Consider the following 17,246-nt stretch of genomic DNA (forward strand, 5'->3'; position numbering starts at 1 on the left):
GAGGGTGCGATGATGCGGACCTACGATTTTCGTAACGACTTCGACGCGGAGGAACTGGCGCGCGAGCTTGTCGACGCGGGATTTCCGGCGGACATGACGCTGGCCGATGTCCTGGCCGGCAAGGGACGCGAGTTCGACGCCGCTGTGACGATCGAGATGTCGGTCACGGTCGATGAAGACGATGTGATCGAGGCCTTGCACGACGACGCGATCGTAGAAGCCTACCGGGACATGGGTCTGACCGGCGGCGAGGATCGCGCGATCGAGGATGGCTTCCGCTACGTGCGGGACGGCGATCTGCCGATGGCGCGCGCGATGTTCGAGCGCGTGTTCGAGGAATCCGACCTCGCCGCGGCGATCCGGGGTCTGTCGTGACGGCGGTGGATCCGTATCGCCAGTTCCTGGAGGCGAAGGTCGTTGCCGCCCCCTCGCTGGGGTTACCGTGCGAGATGTCCGACATCCTGCTCGAGCGGCGCGACGGCAAGCCGCTGCGCGAGCATCAGCGCGCCATCGTGCGCTGGGGCGTGCAGGGTGGTCGGCGTGCGTATTTCCTCGCGTTCGGCCTCGGGAAATCGACGATCCAGGTGGAGACGGGTCGTGTTGTGCTGGAAAAGGCGCTGGGTCAGCTGCAGAGTCGGGATGCGCTGGCACACGACCCCATCGGGCTGATCGTCGGGCCGCTGGGCTGCCGGTCGGACATGATCGCCGACGCCGGGCAACTGGGCGTAACGTTGCGCTTCGTTCGCGACATGGATCAGGTGTGGGCGGCCTATGCCGAGGGCGTGCGCATGGTCCTCACCAACTTCGAGACGGTGCGCGACGGCAAGCTGGACGTGTCGCGGTTCACCTTCTCCTCGATCGACGAAGCCGCGGCGCTTCGCGACTATGGCAGCGAGACGTTTCAGACCTTCCTGCCGCTGTTCGAGCCGGTGCCGTATCGGTTCGTGGCGACGGCGATGCCGGCGCCGAACCGCTACAAGGAGCTGATCCACTATGCTGCGTTCCTGGGCATCATGGACAGCGGGCAAGCGCTGACGCGGTTCTTCCAGCGAAACAGCGAGAAGGCCGGCGACCTGACGCTGTATCCGCACAAGGAGGAGGAGTTCTGGCTGTGGGTGAACAGCTGGGCGGTGTTTCTCCAGAAGCCGAGCGACCTGGGCTTCTCCGACGACGGCTATGCGCTGCCGGCGCTGACGTTCCGGACGCATATGGTCGCGGCCGACATCGCCGATGCCGGCGCCGACCGCGATGGGCAGGGGCGGTTGATGCGCACCGGCGCAAAGGGCGTCGTGGAAACGGCACGCGAGGCGCGTGACACGATCGACGTGCGGGTGGCCAAGGTGGCGGAACTGGTCGCAGAGGCGCCGGCGGATCACTTCCTGCTGTGGCACGACCTGGAGGCAGAGCGCGACGCGCTGCGATGCGCCATTCCGGGGATTGCGGAGGTCTACGGGTCGCAGAAGCTGGATCGCAACGAGGAAATCGCGGACGCCTTCGCGCGTGGCGAGGTGCGGCTGTTGGCGGCGAAGCCGTCGATGCTGGGCGCGGGGCGCAATTTCCAGCACCATTGCCACCGCGCCACAATCTTTCCGACGTACAAGTTCCACGACTTCCTCCAGGCGCTCCACCGCATCTACCGCTTCCTTCAGTCGGAGGAGGTCGTGATCGACCTGATTTACGCCGAGACGCAGGCGGAGCAGCTGCGCGAGCTGATGCGAAAGTGGGATGACCACAAGGCGATGGTCGAGCGGATGAGCGATCTGATTCGGCGCTATGGCTTGGAGCATCAGGCCGCGATCACGATGCGACGGACGCTGGGCGTTGAGCGTGTGGAGGAGAGTGGCGATGGCTGGCGCGCGATCAACAACGACTGCGTCGCCGAGACGCGGGCCATGGATGACGACAGCGTCGACCTGATCGTGACCAGCATTCCGTTCGGCAATCATTATGAATATTCGCCGCGCTACGAAGACTTCGGGCATACCGACGACAACGCGCACTTCTTCCGCCAGCTGGACTTCCTGACGCCCGAATTGCTGCGAGTCCTGAAACCGGGGCGGCTGGCATTTATCCACGTGAAGGATCGCATCCGCTTCGCGTCGGTGACGGGTATGACGCGGCCGACCGTGGACCCGTTCCACGCGCACACGATCGCGCATTTCACCAAGCATGGCTTCGCCTATTGCGGGCTGCGGTTCATCGCGACCGATGTCGTGCGCGAGAACAACCAGACCTACCGGCTGACGTATAAGACGCTGAAGCGCGACAGCACGGCCGTGGGGTGTGGTTCCCCCGAGTTTCTGCTTTGCTTCTTCAAGCTGCCGACCGATCGCACCAACGGCTGGGCCGACGTGCCGGTGATGCATGCGGAGGAGGAGTTCAGCCTAGCGCGGTGGCAGATCGACGCGGACAGCCTGTGGCGGTCGAGCGGGGACCGCGCATTGCGCCCGGACGAACTGGGGATGATGCCGCCCAGCGCGCTGGCGAAGATGTTCCCGGCGTGGTCGGTGCAGGACGTCTACGACCATGACGAGCATGTCGCGATCGGCGAGGCGCTGGCGGAGCGCAAGCAGCTGCCGACCAGCTTCGGCGTGCTTCAACCTGCGACAATGCGCCTCGACTGCTGGACCGATGTCCAGCGCATGTTGACGTTGAACGGCGAGCAGACGCGGCGGCAGCTGGAGAATCACATCTGCCCGCTCCAGTTCGACATCGTCGACCGTGCGATCCGATTGGGCAGCAACCCGGGCGAGCTGGTCTATGATCCGTTCGGGGGGCTGATGACGGTGCCGTTCCGCGCGCTGAAGATGGGGCGTCGCGGGCTGGGGTGCGAGCTGAACCCGACGTCGTTTCGTGACGGCGTGCGGTACTGCCGCGAGGCGGAGGCCGCGCGGGCGATGCCATCGCTGTTCGATCTGCTGGAGCAGGAGGCGGCGGCGTGAAGCAGCGGCTGGAGATGCAGGTCGCGACTGCGGTGGGCGGGATCCTGGCCGGGCGTGGTGAGATCACGCTGGGCGAGGTGGCGGACCTTCTGCCATCGCATATCCGCGCGGCGAACCCGTCGCTCAAGAGCATGACGAAGGCGCTGGCGGGCGCTGGTTGGATCGGCGAGCCGCGGGGTGGCGGGCAGGTGGTCTATGTGCCGCCGCGCGAGGATGGCGACGATGCGCCGGCCGGGGAAGGGCATAACAGCGGCGAGGTGATCGAGGGCGTCGCGGCCGATGAGGTCCGGCTGCTGCTGGAGCGTATCGAGCGGCTGACCGAGGAGCGCAAGGGCATCGGCGACGACATCCGCGACGTGTTCGCGGAGGCCAAGTCGCGGGGATACGATCCGCAGGCGCTCCGCGGCATCCTGCGCATCCGGTCGAAGCCGCGCGAGCAGCAGCAGGAGCAGGCCGCCATCATGGAGGTCTATATGCGCGCGCTGGGGATGATGTGACCGTGATCGTCGGGCGCTACGTCAGCCGCTTCGTCGACGCCGACATGGGCATGTTGGAGGGCGCCAGCCTCAACGCGCCATACGCTTTCCATTGGGTCACCGACGTGACGGTCGATGGGAACCAGATCGTCTGCAAAGGTGCCGACAAACCCCTCCGGCTGCCCTTCCGGCGGACCCCGCGCGGGGATCGCGCCACCATCACCATTCAGGACCCGATCTTCGGACCGACGAAGTTCGAGGTGCATCCCTTCAAGAGGTCGGAAGCATGAGCAGCGTCAACAAGGTCATTCTCGTCGGCAACCTGGGGGCGGACCCCGAAAGTCGCAGTTTCCAGAACGGCGGCAGCGTCGTGAACTTCCGCATCGCGACCGGCGAGCGGTGGAAGGATCGCACGACGGGCGAGCAGAAGGAACGCACCGAATGGCACTCCATCGTCGTCATGAACGAAGGGTTGCAGAAGGTCGCCACGCAATATCTGCGTAAGGGCAGCAAGGTCTATGTCGAGGGGCAGCTGCGCACGCGCAAATGGACCGATCAGAAGGGTGTGGAGCGCTACTCGACCGAGGTCGTGCTGGGCGCGTTCAACTCCGCGCTGACGCTGCTGGACAAGCGCGAGGCCGATCCGGGGCGGCACGACTATTCGGGCTACGGTGACACCAGCGGCGGCGCGTCGGGGGGCAGCGCGGCGCGTGCCGGCGGGGCCTTCACGCGCGACGACCTGGATGACGACATTCCGTTCTGACGTCGCCGTGACCCGCTGGCAGACCGGGTAGCGTCTGCCGCGTCCGTGTAGCGGGGGTATATCAGCGTGACCATTATCGAAGCCCCGTCGTTGCTCGACGCGGCCCTCTCCTTTGCGCGCCGTGGATGGCCGGTGTTTCCGTGCCGCCCGAGCGACAAGTCGCCGCTGCTGCCGCGCGACACGGACGCTGCCGGCAAGCCGATCCCGCGCACGGGTGGCGTGTCGAAGGCGACAACCCACGAAGGCCAGATCATCGCCTGGTGGAAGAAGTGGCCGCGCGCGATGATTGGGATCGCGGTTGGCCGGGCAGGGATGCTGGTCATCGATTTCGATCCGCGCATCGATGAGGTTGTGGATCCGGAGACGGGCGAGGTCACGCGCGAGGAATGGACGCTGGAACGGCTGAAGGCCGCGCTGGAGGACCGGATGGGCTGCGCGTTGCCGGTGACGCTGGCGGTGCGCACGCCGTCCGGGGGCGTGCATTGCTATTTTCGGATGCCCGAGGGCGATCCGATCGGCAACGTCGGCAGCCTGCCCGACCATATCGATGTGCGCGGCGAGGGTGGATATGTCATCGCGCCGCCCAGCTGGTGCGACGGCGACGGCAAAAGGTGCGTGGCCGGCGGATACAGCTGGCTGCGCGGTGATGCCGAGGCGCCGATCGTCACCATGCCGGAGTCGCTGATCGCGATCCTGCGGACGCCCAAGCGGCGCGCCGCGGCCGATCGCGGTGACGATCGCGTGACGCGGCCGGCCGCCGTGCCATCGGACGTGTTCCCGGTCGACGTCGACGAGGCGCATCGCCGGTACGCGATGGCGGCGCTGGACCGCGTCGTCACCGAACTGGCGGGCACGCCACCTGGTGGCGGGCGGCATGGCGGGCGCAACAAGGGCGCGTATCAGGCCGCGTACAACATGGGCGGGTTCGTCGGCGCGGGCGCGATCAGCGAGTTCATCGTGCGCAGCACGCTGACGGCCGTGGTGCGCGGGTTCGATCCCGCTGCGTTCGAGAGGCATGCCCAGGCGATCGAGAATGGCTTGGAGGGCGGACGGCAGCATCCGCACGACCTGAGCGGCATCGGATCAAGGATGCGCCGGCGCGACAGCGCCGGGTCCGCTGGCCCATCCGATGTGCCGCCAATGCCGCCGGTCGAGGCCTATTCCGATGAGGCGTCCGGACCCGGACCCGATCTGGGCGGCGAAGCGATGCCCTTCCATCCGGAACCGCCGCCTTCGGGTTCCGCTAAGGGGGTCAGGGGGAGGATCGCGCCGGTCAGGGATGACGAGGCGGATCGCGCCTGCGCGATGATGGCGATGACCGATCTGGGGAATGCGGAGCGGTTCTGGCGGCGGCATGGCTGGCGGTTTCGGTTCTGCCCGGAACTGGGGTGGTTCGTGTGGGACGATCGGCGGTGGGAATTGCTATCGGAGGAGAAGGACCGTGTGCCGGGCAAGGTCAGCCTCGCGGTGTTCGAGACGGTGCGCGCGATCCGGCATGAGGCCGATCTGGTGGAGGCGTCGGGACTGCGCGAAGAACTGCCGGACGACGCCAGCGCCGAGCAGCGCGCCGCGACCCTCGACTTCATCTACCGATGGCGCGGTGCCGGCGACAGCAAGGTGCCGGTCTATTACAGCGAGATGCTGCGCGATCATGCCAAGTCGAGCGAAGGGGCGAACCGGCTGGGCTGCATCGCGAATCTGGTGAAGTCGTTCGAGAGCATCGCGATCCGCGCGGATGCGATGGACGTGGATCGCATGGCGATCAACGTGCTGAACGGCACGCTGCGGCTGGTGCAGGAGGGCAAGCGCTGGGCGGTCGTGGAGGGTCGGCTGAAGCCGATCACGGTCGGTGACCGATGGGGGCTGCGGCTCGATCCCCACCGGCCCGACGACCTCATCAGCAAGGTCGCCAATGTCGTCTTCGATCCGTCGCAGGACTGCGCCGTCTATGACGACTTCCTCGCCACGGTACAGCCCGATGAGAAAATGCGGCGGTTCCTGCACCAATGGGGCGGGCTGTCGCTGACGGGCGACATCGGCGAGCAGAAGCTGGCGTTCTTCCACGGCAAGGGCCGCAACGGCAAATCGACGCTGGTCGACCTGTGGGGGCATCTGACGGGCGATTATGGCGGATCGGTCGCGATCGAGACGCTGCTGGATCAGGGCAAGGGGCGCAAGGGGGGCGATGCGACCCCCGATCTGGCGCGGCTGCCCGGCATACGCTTCCTCCGGACCTCCGAGCCGGAGAAGGGGGCCAAACTGGCGGAGGCGCTGATCAAGCTCATCACGGGCGGCGAACCGATCGACGCGCGACACCTGAACAAGGGGTTCTTCACTTTCCTGCCGTCGTTCAAGGTGACGGTGAGCGGCAACCACAAGCCGAAGATCACCGGGCATGACGACGGTATCTGGCGGCGGGTGATGCTGGTGCCGTGGGACGTCCAGATCCCGGCGGACAAGGTCGACAAGCGATTGCCGGACAAGCTGCGCGAGGTGGCGTCCGGCGTGCTGAACCGGCTGCTGGATGGGCTGCTGGACTGGCGTGAGCATGGTCTGATCGAGCCGGACAGCGTCAAGGCGGCGACCGCCAAGTATCGCGAGCAGAGCGACCAGCTGGGGCGGTTCCTTGAGGACTGTATTCAGGTGCGCGAGGGTGCGCGATCGAAGTCGTCCGAACTGTTCGCGCTGTATAGCGCCTGGGCCAAGGCCAATGGTGCGCACGAATGGCAGCAATCCGGCTTCACCGGGGCGATGGAGGACCGGGGTTTCGAGAACAAGCGGTCGAACGGCATCCAGTGGCTGGGCATAGAGATGGTCAAGCAACCGTCCGATTTCGCGGAGGCGCCGCGTCAGGACGACGATGCGCCGCCCTATTCGGATGACGACATGCCCCTGTGACGGAAGCCTTAGCGGTTCCAGTGGAAACCGCCGATGGAAGGGCAAAAGGCTAGGATTTCTGCGGGATTGGAACGCTTGGAAGGTCGGATGAGGCAACCCCCACCATGCACATATGCGCGCATGCGCGCGCACACGATACTGATACGTTATCGCCTTCCACCCCTTCCAATATTCCAGATCATTCCACCTTCCACCTTTGGAAACTACGGAAATACAAGGATTTAGATGATGGCCGGGCAGCAGGGATTGGAAGGTGAGACGTTCGACGGGGCGGTTCCGGTGGAAGGCGCTGCCGTTCCGCGGCGGGACTGGACGTTCTACGACGTGCAGGATCGGCTGGTCGAGGCGATGCTGACGTGCTGGCGGCTGCCGGATCGCGAACGCGCGTGGTCGCGCGGCGCCAGCGATGGGCCGTGGCACCTGGTGCTGCCGGATGCGTCCTATGACGGCGGGCGCGGCGCGGGCGAGGCGCGGGTCGAGGGCGCGCTGCGATCGGCGGCGATGACGCGCGCCGATGTCGCGGACATGGATGAGGCGTTCGGCTGGGTCGAGGCGCTGTCCGGGGGCGAACGGCGGCTGGTGGGTGCGGTCGTGGCGGAACTGGCGCGTGGTCGGCGCGAGGTCAGCTGGGCGAGGATCGGGCAGCGCTTCGGCGTGAAGCGGGGCACGGATGGCCTGCGGATGCGGTATGGCCGGGCGATTGCGGCCATCGCGGCGCGCCTAAATGGCGGAAATCCACGGGCGAACGTGTCAATGGGGTAAAGTTGCTTGTTAACACAATTTCGGGTGTTCGTTTATCGGGCGATTTGGGCGTATTTGTTGCCACTCTGAGAAGGGCCTGCGGGTTCGGACCAGTATCCTCTCCTGAGCCTAGCGAAGGGCGTGTCATCCTCGGGTGGCGTGCCCTTCGCGCATTGTGGTGCTGTCGCATGGGCCGGTTGTCGAGCGTGAGGCCGAGGCTGGGCACGCTGCGGCCACGGCTTGCCCAGGCGGACGACGCCCGGCGGGAGATCGACCGGCGTCGCGACCAGCGGCACTGGCGCAAGTGGTACAAGACGGCGCGTTGGCAGACGCTGCGCTGGTCGGTGCTGGTGCGGGACATGTTCACCTGCCAGCGGTGCGGCCTGATCGAAGGCGACACGTCGAAGCTGGTGGCGGATCATCGTCGCCCGCACCGTGGCGAAGAGGCGCTGTTCTGGGACGAACGCAACCTCCAGTGCCTCTGCGGACCCTGCCACTCCGGCGCGAAGCAGCGCGAGGAGATGGCGGACGCCTGAGGGTGGGGGGGGTCGAAAGTCCGGAGGGGCGCCGCCACCCGGACCACTCATGCTCTCACGTGGAGATTTTTTTTGGGCGCGGATGAATTTTCGGGGGTCGACCTGTTCGGCGATCCGATCATGCCGCGCTCCGAGGGGCGTGGAAGGCCGGAGCATGTCTGGACCCTTGAAAGGTCCAACAAGGTGCTTCTGGCGTTCGCGCGCGGGCTGTCGGTCAAACAGGCGGCAGCCGTCCTCGGGGTGTCGGTGCCTACGCTGCGCAAGCATTATTCTTCCGAGGTCGGGAAACGCGTGGAAGCGGCGCTCCGGTTCGATGTCGTGCAGCTGGCGCGCCTCAACGAGCTTGCCAAGGGCGGCAGCGTGGCGGCGGAGAAGGAACTAGGGCGTCGGCTGGAGAAGGCCCGGCTGGACGCGCTGTCGGAGGAGGTTTCGCGGAGTGCCCAGCCGCCGCGGACGGCGCGGCCGGGTAAGAAGGAAGAGGCCCAGATGGAGGCGGAGAACGTCACCGGGCGGTATGAGACGCCCCCGCCGCCCAGCCTGCTGAACTGACATGACGCTGCCCGTCTGGTCGACCGCCTGCCCCGATTGGGAACGGCGGATCGTCGAGCGTCAGTCGCTGGTGCCGTTCGCTCCGCTATTCCCGGCGGAAGCCGAAGCGGCGCTGGACGTGTTCAAGTCGCTACGCATGGTCGACGTCGCTGGTCAGCCGACATTCGGCGAGGCATGCGAGCCGTTCGTGTTCGACCTGGTCGCGGCCATCTTCGGTGCTTACGACGCGCAGACGGGTCAGCGGCTGATCGAGGAGTTCATGCTCCTGATCAGCAAGAAGAACGGCAAGTCGACGATCGCGGCGGGGATCATGCTGACGGCGCTGATCCGCAACTGGCGGCATGGCGCGCAGTTGAGCATCCTGGCCCCGACGCAGCGCGTCGCGGGAAATAGTTTCGACCCGGCCGCCGCGATGGTCCGGGCCGATGCGAAGTTGCTGAAGCTGCTGCACGTCGTCGACAATCAGCGCCTGATCAAGCATCGGGTGACGAAGGCGGAATTGCGGGTCATCGCGGCGGACACCGGGACGGTGGGCGGCAGCAAGGCCGGGTTTGTGCTGATCGACGAGCTTTGGATTTTTGGCAAGCGCGCCAATTCGGAGGCCATGTTCGAGGAGGCGACGGGCGGACTGTCGTCGCGACCGGAGGGCTTCGTCATCTATCTGACGACACATAGCGACGAACTGCCGGCCGGCGTTTTCAAGGATCGGCTCGATCGCTTCCGCGCGATCCGTGACGGGACAATCGTCGATCCGCGCAGCTTTGGTATGCTGTACGAGTGGCCGAAGGGGATGCGGGAGGCGGAAGCCTACCTTGATCCGGCGAACTTCTACGTCACCAATCCGAACCTGGGCCGGTCGCAGTCGGTCGGCTTCATCCAGCGCAAGCTGCGGATGGCGAGCGAGGGGCGCGGCGAGGAAGGCGACACGTCGTCGCAGATCGTGCTGGCCAAGTATCTCAACGTGGAGATCGGCCTGCGCCTTTCCCGCGATCGATGGCTTGGCGCGGACTTCTGGCAGAAGGCGACCGACGCCACGCTGGTGACGCTCGACGACCTGATCCGGCGGTGCGAGGTCATCGTGGCGGGGGTCGATGGTGGCGGTCTGGACGATCTGCTGGGCCTTTGTCTCATTGGCCGGGAAAAGGGGTCCAAGCGATGGCTGGTCTGGGCGCAGGCTTGGGCATGGTCGATCGTGTGGAAGCGGCGACAGGACATCGCGACGAAGCTGGATGAGTGCATCGCCGAAGGGTCGCTCATCCGGTGCGAGATGCCGGAGGAAGACGAGGCCGCCGCGCTCGCAGCGCTGGTCGATGACGATGTCGAGCCGGTCGCGGACGATGAAGACCTGACGGCTGACATCATCGGTGTCGCGGACGTGCTGGAGCGTGTTCGCGACGCAGGATTGTTTCCCGCCAGCGAGGCGATCGGGCTGGACCCGGCCGGGATCGCGGCGCTGGTCGACGAGCTGGTGAAGCGCGGCTTCACCGACGATCAGCTGAAGGCGATCCCGCAGGGGTGGAAGCTGTCGAGCGCGATCAAGGGCATGGCGCGGAAGGTCGCATCCCGCACGCTGCGCCACGGCGGGCAGCAGCTGATGACGTGGTGCATCGGCAACGTGAAACAGGAGCCGCGTGGCGCGAGCAGCGTCGCGATCACGAAACAGTCGCCCAGCGCGAAAATCGACCCGGCCGCGGCGATGTTCAGTGCAGGCATGCTGATGATGAACAACCCCGTGGCGAACGCGGGCTTCGTCTATGAGGAACGTGGGATGCTGGTGCTATGAAGACGACGGCGATTTCGCCGGACGGCTATCGCCGGCCTGCGGTCCGGTACGATAGTGGGGTGGCCGCCGCGGAGGCGGCGATGCCGTCGCGGCCGGCGCCGTCGAATGTGACGGACGGTCGCAATTTCGGTGACGAAATCTGGTCGACGCTGTCGGCGCTGCCGGTCGAGGCGAACAGCGCGGAAACGGCCGCGCGGGTCGCCGCGGTGTTCTTCTGCACCTCGCTGATCGCGGAGGCCGGCGGCAGCATGTCGCTGGAGTTCAAGGACGATCGCGGCCTGCGCGACGACTTCCCGCTGGCGACGACGCTCGCCTATGAGCCGAACCCGCTTCAGACCGGCGCCGAGTTCTGGGCGGCGATGATCTTTGCGGCGACGCTGCGCGGCGAGGCGTTCGCGGAGCCGGTCGCCGGCTATGACGGCGTGGAGGTGTGGCCGCTGCATCCGTCGCGCACGACGGCGGATTGGGGCGAGCGCAGCCTGGTGGTGCATTACCAGTCCGATCGCGGGCGACGTCGGCTGCTGCCGCAGCAGCTCTTCTGGTTCACCGGGCTGGCGGACGGCGGATTGCGCCCGCTGGTGCCATGGAAACAGGCCAAGGGGTCGATCGATTTCCAGCTGGCACTGGAGGTTGGGGCGCGGGCGTTCTTCCGCAACGATCGCCGCCCCAGCGGCGTGCTGTCGACGACGCAGGTGCTGACGGACGAGTCTGCGGCGCGTCTCAAGGAAGGTGTTGATCGCTGGCGCCGTGGCGGAACGCCGGTGCTGGAGGCGGGGGTCGACTACAAGGCGGTCGGCGCCAGCAACACCGACGCGCAACTGGTCGAGCTGATCAAGCAGCGCACGCTGGAGATGGGCCGCTATTGGCGCATCCCGCGCTCGATCATCGGCGACGATGCCGGCGGCAATGCCGCAAGCGACGAGCAGGACACGCGCCGCTTCGTCAACTGGGCGCTGCGCCCGCTGATGCGCCGCGTCGAGCAGGCCATCACGGTGCGCATGCTGCCGCCGGACATCCGGGCGCAGGGCGTTCGCGCGAAGTTCAACCTGGACAGCATGCTGCGCGGCGATGCCGCGACGCAGTGGAAGAACGCGGTTTTGGCGCGCACGGCCGGCATCCTGAGCGTCAATACGATCGGCCAGCAGTGGTTCGGCCAGCCGCGGATCGAGGAAGACTGGGCCGACGATCCGCGCGCGCCGCTCAACAGCAACCGCGCGGCGGACACGGCAACGGGTGGCGAAACGGCGCCGCAGGACAAGGTGGAGTAGAGATGGATCAGCTGCTGGCGTCTTCCGCCCTGTGGGCGATGCATCCCGCCTTCATGGATGCGATGCTGAAGCGCGGGACGCTGGAGGCGATGTTGCCGGAGGGCTTGCGAAAGCTCGCCGGGCTGGCCGGGCAGGAGGCGAAGGCCGCCGATCCGATCCGCGAGGGTGCGACGCTGATCCTGCCGGTCGCGGGCATGCTGGGGCCGCGCGGGTTCGGCGCGTCGACGCTCTACGAGGTGCTGGCGGATCGCGTGCGGGAGGCGGCTGCCGACCCGAAGGTGGGCGCGATCGTCATGGACATGCGCAGCCCCGGCGGGCTGGTGTGGGGCTGCGCCGAATGCGGCGACGCGATCTATGAGGCGCGCGCCGCCAAGCCCATCGTCGCCGTTGCCAACCCCTTCGCCTTCTCCGCGTGCTACTGGCTGGGGACGCAGGCCAGCGCCTTCTACGCGACCGGGAGCGGCGAGGTGGGTTCGGTGGGCGTCCGGTCGGGGCACACCGACATGTCCAGTTTCGAGGACAAGATCGGGATGAAGACGACGCTGATCGCATCGTCGCCCGACAAGATCGCCGGACATCCCTATGCGCCGCTGACCGATGAGGATCGCGCGGAGATCCAGTCGGGGGTCGATGAGAGCAACGGCCACTTCGCCGCGGCCATCGCGCGTGGTCGCGGGATGAAGGTGTCGGACGTCGCCGCGGTGCATGGTACGGGCAAGACGTTCAGCGCCGCCCGTGCGCACGCAAACGGGGCGATCGACGGCGTGAAGACGCTGCGGCAAGTCGTCGCCGATATCGGATCGAGCCGGTCGCGGCTGGCGCTGATGCGCCGGCAGGCGGCGGCGATGGAGATGGCGACCGCCATCTGACGCAATCCCTCCCTGACGGGGGTGTGGGGCGGTTCGGCGGAGGCCGGGCCGCCCTTTTTCATGGGCGCGCGCGCCCGCATACGAAAGGACAGACCATGGCGAATATCGCCGTACTGAAGACCGAGGCGCGCGCCGTATCGAAGCGCCAACTCGACCGCCTGAACGCCGCCATCGCGGAGAACCGCGACCTGACCGCGGAAGAGGAGGCGGCCGATACCGCGGACAAGGAGCAGCTGGCGCGCCTGACCGCGCAGATCCAGCGCGTGGAAGCGGCCATGGCCGCGGCGGGCGCGATCGGCTCCGATCCCGCCGCCACGCCGCCCGCGACCGCTCCTCCCGGCACGGTGCCGGCGCAGGCGCGTCCGGCGCTCGACAATGGCGGGTTCCGCGACGTCGCCGAGTTCGCGCAGGCGGTGCGCTTCGCGAACCCCGCGGCAGGGCAGGCGTATCGCATGGACGATCGTCTGGCGCCGCAGGCCGCGCCGGGCAATGTCCACATGGAGCAGGGCGACGCGGCCGGCAGCTTCCTGGTGCCGGCCGAGTTCCGCCAGCAGATCGTCAACCTCGTCTTCAATGATGAGACGGACCCCGTCATGGATCTCATCTCCGCGGAGCCGACCGGATCGAATCGCGTCATCGGCCTGGGCGACGAGACGACGCCTTGGGGCAACAACGGCGTCGTGGCGCGCTGGCGCTCCGAGGGCGAGCAGATGCAGCCGTCGCGTCTGGCGCTGACGCCGCGCGAGACGAAGCTGGGCGAACTGTACGCGTTCGTCCTGGCAACGGAGGAGCTGTTGCAGGACGCGCCGCGCGTGTCGTCGCTGCTGACGACGCACGCCGCTGCCGCGATCCGGTGGACCACGGCCGACGCCTACATCTACGGCGACGGGATCGAGAAGCCGCTGGGGTGGCTGAACAGCGATGCGGCGATCACCGTGCCCAAGGATGCCGGGCAGACGGCCGCCACCATTTCCGCGAGCAACGTCGCGCGCATGTATGCGCGGATGATCATGCCGTCGCAGGCGGTGTGGCTGGCGAACAACGACATCATGCCGACGCTGATGGGCATGAAGACGGAAGGGTCGAACCTGCCGCTGTGGTTCGGTAATTTCCAGCAGTCGCCCGGCGGGCAGCTGCTGGGCCGCCCGGTCATCTTCAGCGAGCATTCGCGCTCGGTCGGGCAGTTCGGCGACCTGCAGTTCGTCAATCCCAACGGCTATGAGGCGTTCCGCAAGCAGTCGGGCGTCGAGTTCGCGGAGTCGATCCACCTCTACTTCGACTACAATATCCGCGCGTTCCGCTGGGTTTTCCGCATCGGCGGCCAGCCGGTGCTGTCGAAGCCGGTGCTGCCGGCCAACGGCACCAACACGAAGTCGCACTTCGTCGCGCTCGCCGAGCGCGCCTGATCCCTCTGACCCCGGACCCGCGCGTGTCGCGGGACCGGCCGGGTGGTCCGGTCGGTAGCTGAAAGGACATACCATGCAGGGCAATCTCAACCCGTCCGCGCGCGCAGCGCTGGCGGGTTTCATCGCGCCGGCGCAGGTCGCGGCGGGCACCGTCACCACCGGCTGGGTCGATATGCGCAAGTTCTTCGCCGCGCTCGCGGTGCTGAACGTCGGCGCCATCGGCGCAGGCGGGACGATCGACGCCAAGGTTCAGCAGGCGACCGATGCCAATGGCACGGGCGTGAAGGACGTGCCGGGCCTCGCCATCACGCAGCTGCTGAAGGCGGGCGGCGACAATCGTCAGGTGGCGATCAACGTCCGCCCCGAGGATCTGGACAAGACGGGGTTTCGCTTCGTCCGGCTGTCGGTGACGGTCGGCGTCGCGTCCACCTTCCTCGCTGCGACGCTGCTGGGCTTCGACCCGCGCTACGGCGTCGCGTCGGCGAACCAGTCCACGACCGTGGCCGAAACGGTCAGCTGAGGAGAGCGTAGATGATCGAGTTCCTTCAGGACTATGAGACGAAGGCGATCCCGCCTGAAGTCTTCAGGAAGGGCGAGCGCCCCGAGCGGACGCCCGAGAGCGAGATGTATTTCGTGCAGCTGGGTGTCGCCGGCTATGTCGTCGACGGCAAGCTGGTCGACGCGGACTACCACCCGATCGTCGTCGTCGAAGCGGAGGCGGCGAACACCACAACCGTGACGGGTCGAGCCGGCGAACTGGCGCTGGGGGATGGTACGCCGCAGCGCGCGTCCTCGGGGCCGCAGGTCGTGCTTACGACGGGCGGTCTTACCGACGAGCAGCGCGAGGGGCTGGAGCGCGTGCTGACCGAGAGCGCCGGTTTGCGCACGCTGCTGGTGGAGCGTGATGACTCGATCGGCCTGCTGAACGGCAGCCTCGCAACCCTGCAATTGCAGGTGGCGGACGCCAATGCCACGATCGGCGGGCGAGATCAGGACATCGCGCGCCTGACCGACGAACTGGCGACCGCGAATGGCCGGGCGGAAGCCGCGAACACGGAGGTGGCGCGTCTGACCGAGGAACTGGCCGCGGCCAACGGAAAGGGTGACGACGCCGCCAAGGAGGTCGATCGCCTCACCGCGCAGGTCGAGGATCTGACGCAGCAGGTCGCCGACCTGAAGGCCAAGCCGGCGCGCGGCAAGTAAGGGAAGGGCGACGGGATGGCATTCACTCTGCGACCCGTCGCCCCGCCCGACGCGGCGGCTATCATCCCGCCGACGCTGATCGACCAGCATCTGAAGCCGGCGAGCGATGCGGATGCCGAACTTATCGACGTCGTGCGGCTGGCGGCGATCGATCACATCGAGCGCTATACCGGGCGCTCACTCCAGCGTCGCGCCTGGGCCGCCGACTTCGACGGCTTCGGCTGTTCGTTGCGCCTGCCCCGCTCCCCGATTGGGGCAGTCACCGCGGTGCGCTACATCGGCACCGAAGGCACCGTGCTGTCCGCCACGGGATGGCGTATCGCCGATGATCTATTGGTCTCGGGCGTTGCCGGATGGCCCGTCGCACTGGCGGGGCCGGGCGTCGTGACGGTTGAATTCACCGCCGGCTATCTAGACGTGGCAAGCGAGGCTCCGGCGCTTCGCATGGCCGTCGTGCTGATGATGCGCCACCTCTACGATGGCGGGAATGGCGAGGCGACCGCCGCAATAGCGGCGATGTGCCGCCCGTACCGCGTGCCGGTGATGGCATGATCGACGCTCGGAAGCTGGACCGGCGTGTGCGAATCGAACGACCGGTGCCGGACACCTCGCTGGATGGCGCAGGCTCCGGCACCTGGCAGCCGGTGGCCGAGGTGTGGGCGAGCGTGCAGGATATGCTGCCCAGCCGCGGTGAGCGGATGGCTGAGGGGGTCAACGTCGCCTCGCGCCCGGCCCGGGTTCGAATGCGTTTTCGTGCGGACGTGACCCCGTCGATGCGGATCGTGATGGGCGCGCGCGTGATGCAGATCACCACGCTGCCGGCCGAACTGGGGCGCCGCGATGGCATCGAGTTCATGGTGGAGGATTATTCCTCCAGCGGGTCCGGCTCCTGATGGTCACCGTTCGGGGCAGGGCAGAGACGAAGGCGTTTCTTCGCCAGCTGCCGGAGCGGATCGAAAGCCGGCTTTTGAAGGGCGCGGGGCGTGCCGCGATCGACGTTATCGGCGATGAGGCCGGAGAGCGCGTGCGATCCGACGTCGTTCGTGAAGGTTTGAAGAAGGAGGTCCGGGTTCGCGACGGCAGGATTGTCGCTCGGCTCTACGTCGAGAATGGTTGGGCGCGGTCGCTCGGCACCTGGCTGGAGTATGGAACAGTCGGCCACTTCATTAGCGTCGATCGCGACCAGAGCGGCGGTCGGACTGCACGGCGGGTCAACGACCTTGCGAAAGAGGGAACTCTGGTGATCGCCGGGTCGCCGGTGGGCGCAACCGTTTGGCACCCCGGCGCGACCGCCCATCCCTTCCTGCGCGTGTCGCTGGACGTGAAGGCTGACGAGGCTGTTCAGGCGGCGCAGCGCTACATCAACGCGAACGTGTCGCGGCTAGGCAATGCGGCCGGCGATGAGGCGGAAGCATGACGGGGGCGGAGATCATGGGCGACCTGCTGCGCTGGCGTGCGCCTCTGATCGCGATCGTCGCGGCTGAGTGGATCAAGACCGGCTCGCTGCCGGAAAGTGCGCCGCTCCCCTCGATCCTCGTCCGCGTCACCAGCCTGACGGACTGGCAGACGCTGCGGGTCGGTGCGCTGATCCGCTCGACCGGAAGAATCAGCGTCGCGGTGCGCGCGGAAAACTACCGTCAGCAGGGCGTCCTGATCCGTGAGGTGCGCACGCTCCACGGCTTCACCGGCGATCACGGGGACGCGCGCCGCATCTCGATCCGCACCGCTGGCCTGGGGCCGGACGTGCGGGGGCTGGGCGGCAGCTTCGAGCAGACGCAAGACTTTCGGGTGTCATTCGACGCCCCTGCGTGA

Annotated in this window: 19 protein-coding genes; all 19 read left to right on the forward strand. The window is 67.2% G+C overall.

Annotated features, from left to right (window positions below; genetic code table 11):
* Nucleotides 1-9: 9 nt before the first annotated feature.
* The 19 genes from PGN14_RS05230 to PGN14_RS05320 all read left to right on the forward strand — a co-directional run bounded on the left by PGN14_RS05230 (nt 10) and on the right by PGN14_RS05320 (nt 17,246).
* Entirely contained in the window at nt 10-375 is a 366-nt protein-coding gene (locus PGN14_RS05230) for a hypothetical protein (protein ID WP_335298370.1), read from the forward strand.
* Complete coding sequence (locus PGN14_RS05235; RefSeq protein WP_335298371.1) at nt 372-2,942, forward strand: DNA methyltransferase; 2,571 nt, start codon at nt 372-374, stop codon at nt 2,940-2,942. Before PGN14_RS05230 ends, PGN14_RS05235 begins: the two co-directional genes overlap by 4 nt.
* A 257-nt stretch (nt 2,943-3,199) precedes the next feature.
* On the forward strand, nt 3,200-3,439 hold the full coding sequence (locus PGN14_RS05240; RefSeq protein ID WP_335298584.1) for a DUF2312 domain-containing protein: 240 nt from the start codon (nt 3,200-3,202) through the stop codon (nt 3,437-3,439).
* Nucleotides 3,436-3,708, forward strand: a complete 273-nt coding sequence (locus tag PGN14_RS05245; RefSeq protein WP_335298372.1) for a hypothetical protein — start codon at nt 3,436-3,438, stop codon at nt 3,706-3,708. Before PGN14_RS05240 ends, PGN14_RS05245 begins: the two co-directional genes overlap by 4 nt.
* Nucleotides 3,705-4,181, forward strand: coding sequence for a single-stranded DNA-binding protein (gene ssb, locus PGN14_RS05250; RefSeq protein WP_335298373.1), 477 nt, complete (start codon nt 3,705-3,707; stop codon nt 4,179-4,181). Before PGN14_RS05245 ends, ssb begins: the two co-directional genes overlap by 4 nt.
* A gap of 66 nt (nt 4,182-4,247) precedes the next feature.
* A complete protein-coding gene (locus PGN14_RS05255; protein WP_335298374.1) occupies nt 4,248-7,079 on the forward strand; it encodes a phage/plasmid primase, P4 family in 2,832 nt (943 codons plus the stop codon).
* 225 nt (nt 7,080-7,304) lie between these two features.
* Complete coding sequence (locus tag PGN14_RS05260) at nt 7,305-7,841, forward strand: hypothetical protein (RefSeq protein WP_335298375.1); 537 nt, start codon at nt 7,305-7,307, stop codon at nt 7,839-7,841.
* 185 nt (nt 7,842-8,026) lie between these two features.
* Nucleotides 8,027-8,356 (forward strand): HNH endonuclease, encoded by a 330-nt coding sequence (locus PGN14_RS05265; RefSeq protein WP_335298376.1) that lies wholly within the window; start codon nt 8,027-8,029, stop codon nt 8,354-8,356.
* Nucleotides 8,357-8,428: 72 nt separating this feature from the next.
* Entirely contained in the window at nt 8,429-8,905 is a 477-nt protein-coding gene (locus PGN14_RS05270; RefSeq protein ID WP_335298377.1) for a hypothetical protein, read from the forward strand.
* A gap of 1 nt (nt 8,906) precedes the next feature.
* Nucleotides 8,907-10,688, forward strand: a complete 1,782-nt coding sequence (locus PGN14_RS05275) for a terminase large subunit (protein WP_335298378.1) — start codon at nt 8,907-8,909, stop codon at nt 10,686-10,688.
* Nucleotides 10,685-11,956, forward strand: a complete 1,272-nt coding sequence (locus PGN14_RS05280) for a phage portal protein (RefSeq protein ID WP_335298379.1) — start codon at nt 10,685-10,687, stop codon at nt 11,954-11,956. Before PGN14_RS05275 ends, PGN14_RS05280 begins: the two co-directional genes overlap by 4 nt.
* Nucleotides 11,957-11,958: 2 nt before the next feature.
* Nucleotides 11,959-12,825, forward strand: coding sequence for a S49 family peptidase (locus PGN14_RS05285; protein ID WP_335298380.1), 867 nt, complete (start codon nt 11,959-11,961; stop codon nt 12,823-12,825).
* Nucleotides 12,826-12,920: 95 nt separating this feature from the next.
* Entirely contained in the window at nt 12,921-14,231 is a 1,311-nt protein-coding gene (locus PGN14_RS05290) for a phage major capsid protein (protein ID WP_335298381.1), read from the forward strand.
* Nucleotides 14,232-14,304: 73 nt separating this feature from the next.
* Nucleotides 14,305-14,751: a hypothetical protein gene (locus PGN14_RS05295; RefSeq protein WP_335298382.1), complete on the forward strand. Its 447-nt coding sequence runs from the start codon at nt 14,305-14,307 to the stop codon at nt 14,749-14,751.
* Nucleotides 14,752-14,762: 11 nt separating this feature from the next.
* Nucleotides 14,763-15,434, forward strand: a complete 672-nt coding sequence (locus tag PGN14_RS05300; protein WP_335298383.1) for a hypothetical protein — start codon at nt 14,763-14,765, stop codon at nt 15,432-15,434.
* A gap of 15 nt (nt 15,435-15,449) precedes the next feature.
* The gene (locus tag PGN14_RS05305) at nt 15,450-15,986 is read left to right on the forward strand and encodes a head-tail connector protein (RefSeq protein ID WP_335298384.1); all 537 of its coding nucleotides are present in this window, start codon (nt 15,450-15,452) and stop codon (nt 15,984-15,986) included.
* A complete protein-coding gene (locus PGN14_RS05310; RefSeq protein ID WP_335298385.1) occupies nt 15,983-16,327 on the forward strand; it encodes a head-tail adaptor protein in 345 nt (114 codons plus the stop codon). The genes PGN14_RS05305 and PGN14_RS05310 overlap by 4 nt, the downstream gene beginning before the upstream one ends.
* The gene (locus tag PGN14_RS05315) at nt 16,327-16,851 is read left to right on the forward strand and encodes an HK97 gp10 family phage protein (RefSeq protein ID WP_335298386.1); all 525 of its coding nucleotides are present in this window, start codon (nt 16,327-16,329) and stop codon (nt 16,849-16,851) included. The genes PGN14_RS05310 and PGN14_RS05315 overlap by 1 nt, the downstream gene beginning before the upstream one ends.
* Nucleotides 16,848-17,246: a hypothetical protein gene (locus PGN14_RS05320; protein WP_335298387.1), complete on the forward strand. Its 399-nt coding sequence runs from the start codon at nt 16,848-16,850 to the stop codon at nt 17,244-17,246. The genes PGN14_RS05315 and PGN14_RS05320 overlap by 4 nt, the downstream gene beginning before the upstream one ends.

This window comes from Sphingomonas adhaesiva, from assembly GCF_036946305.1.
Lineage (GTDB): Bacteria > Pseudomonadota > Alphaproteobacteria > Sphingomonadales > Sphingomonadaceae > Sphingomonas > Sphingomonas adhaesiva_B.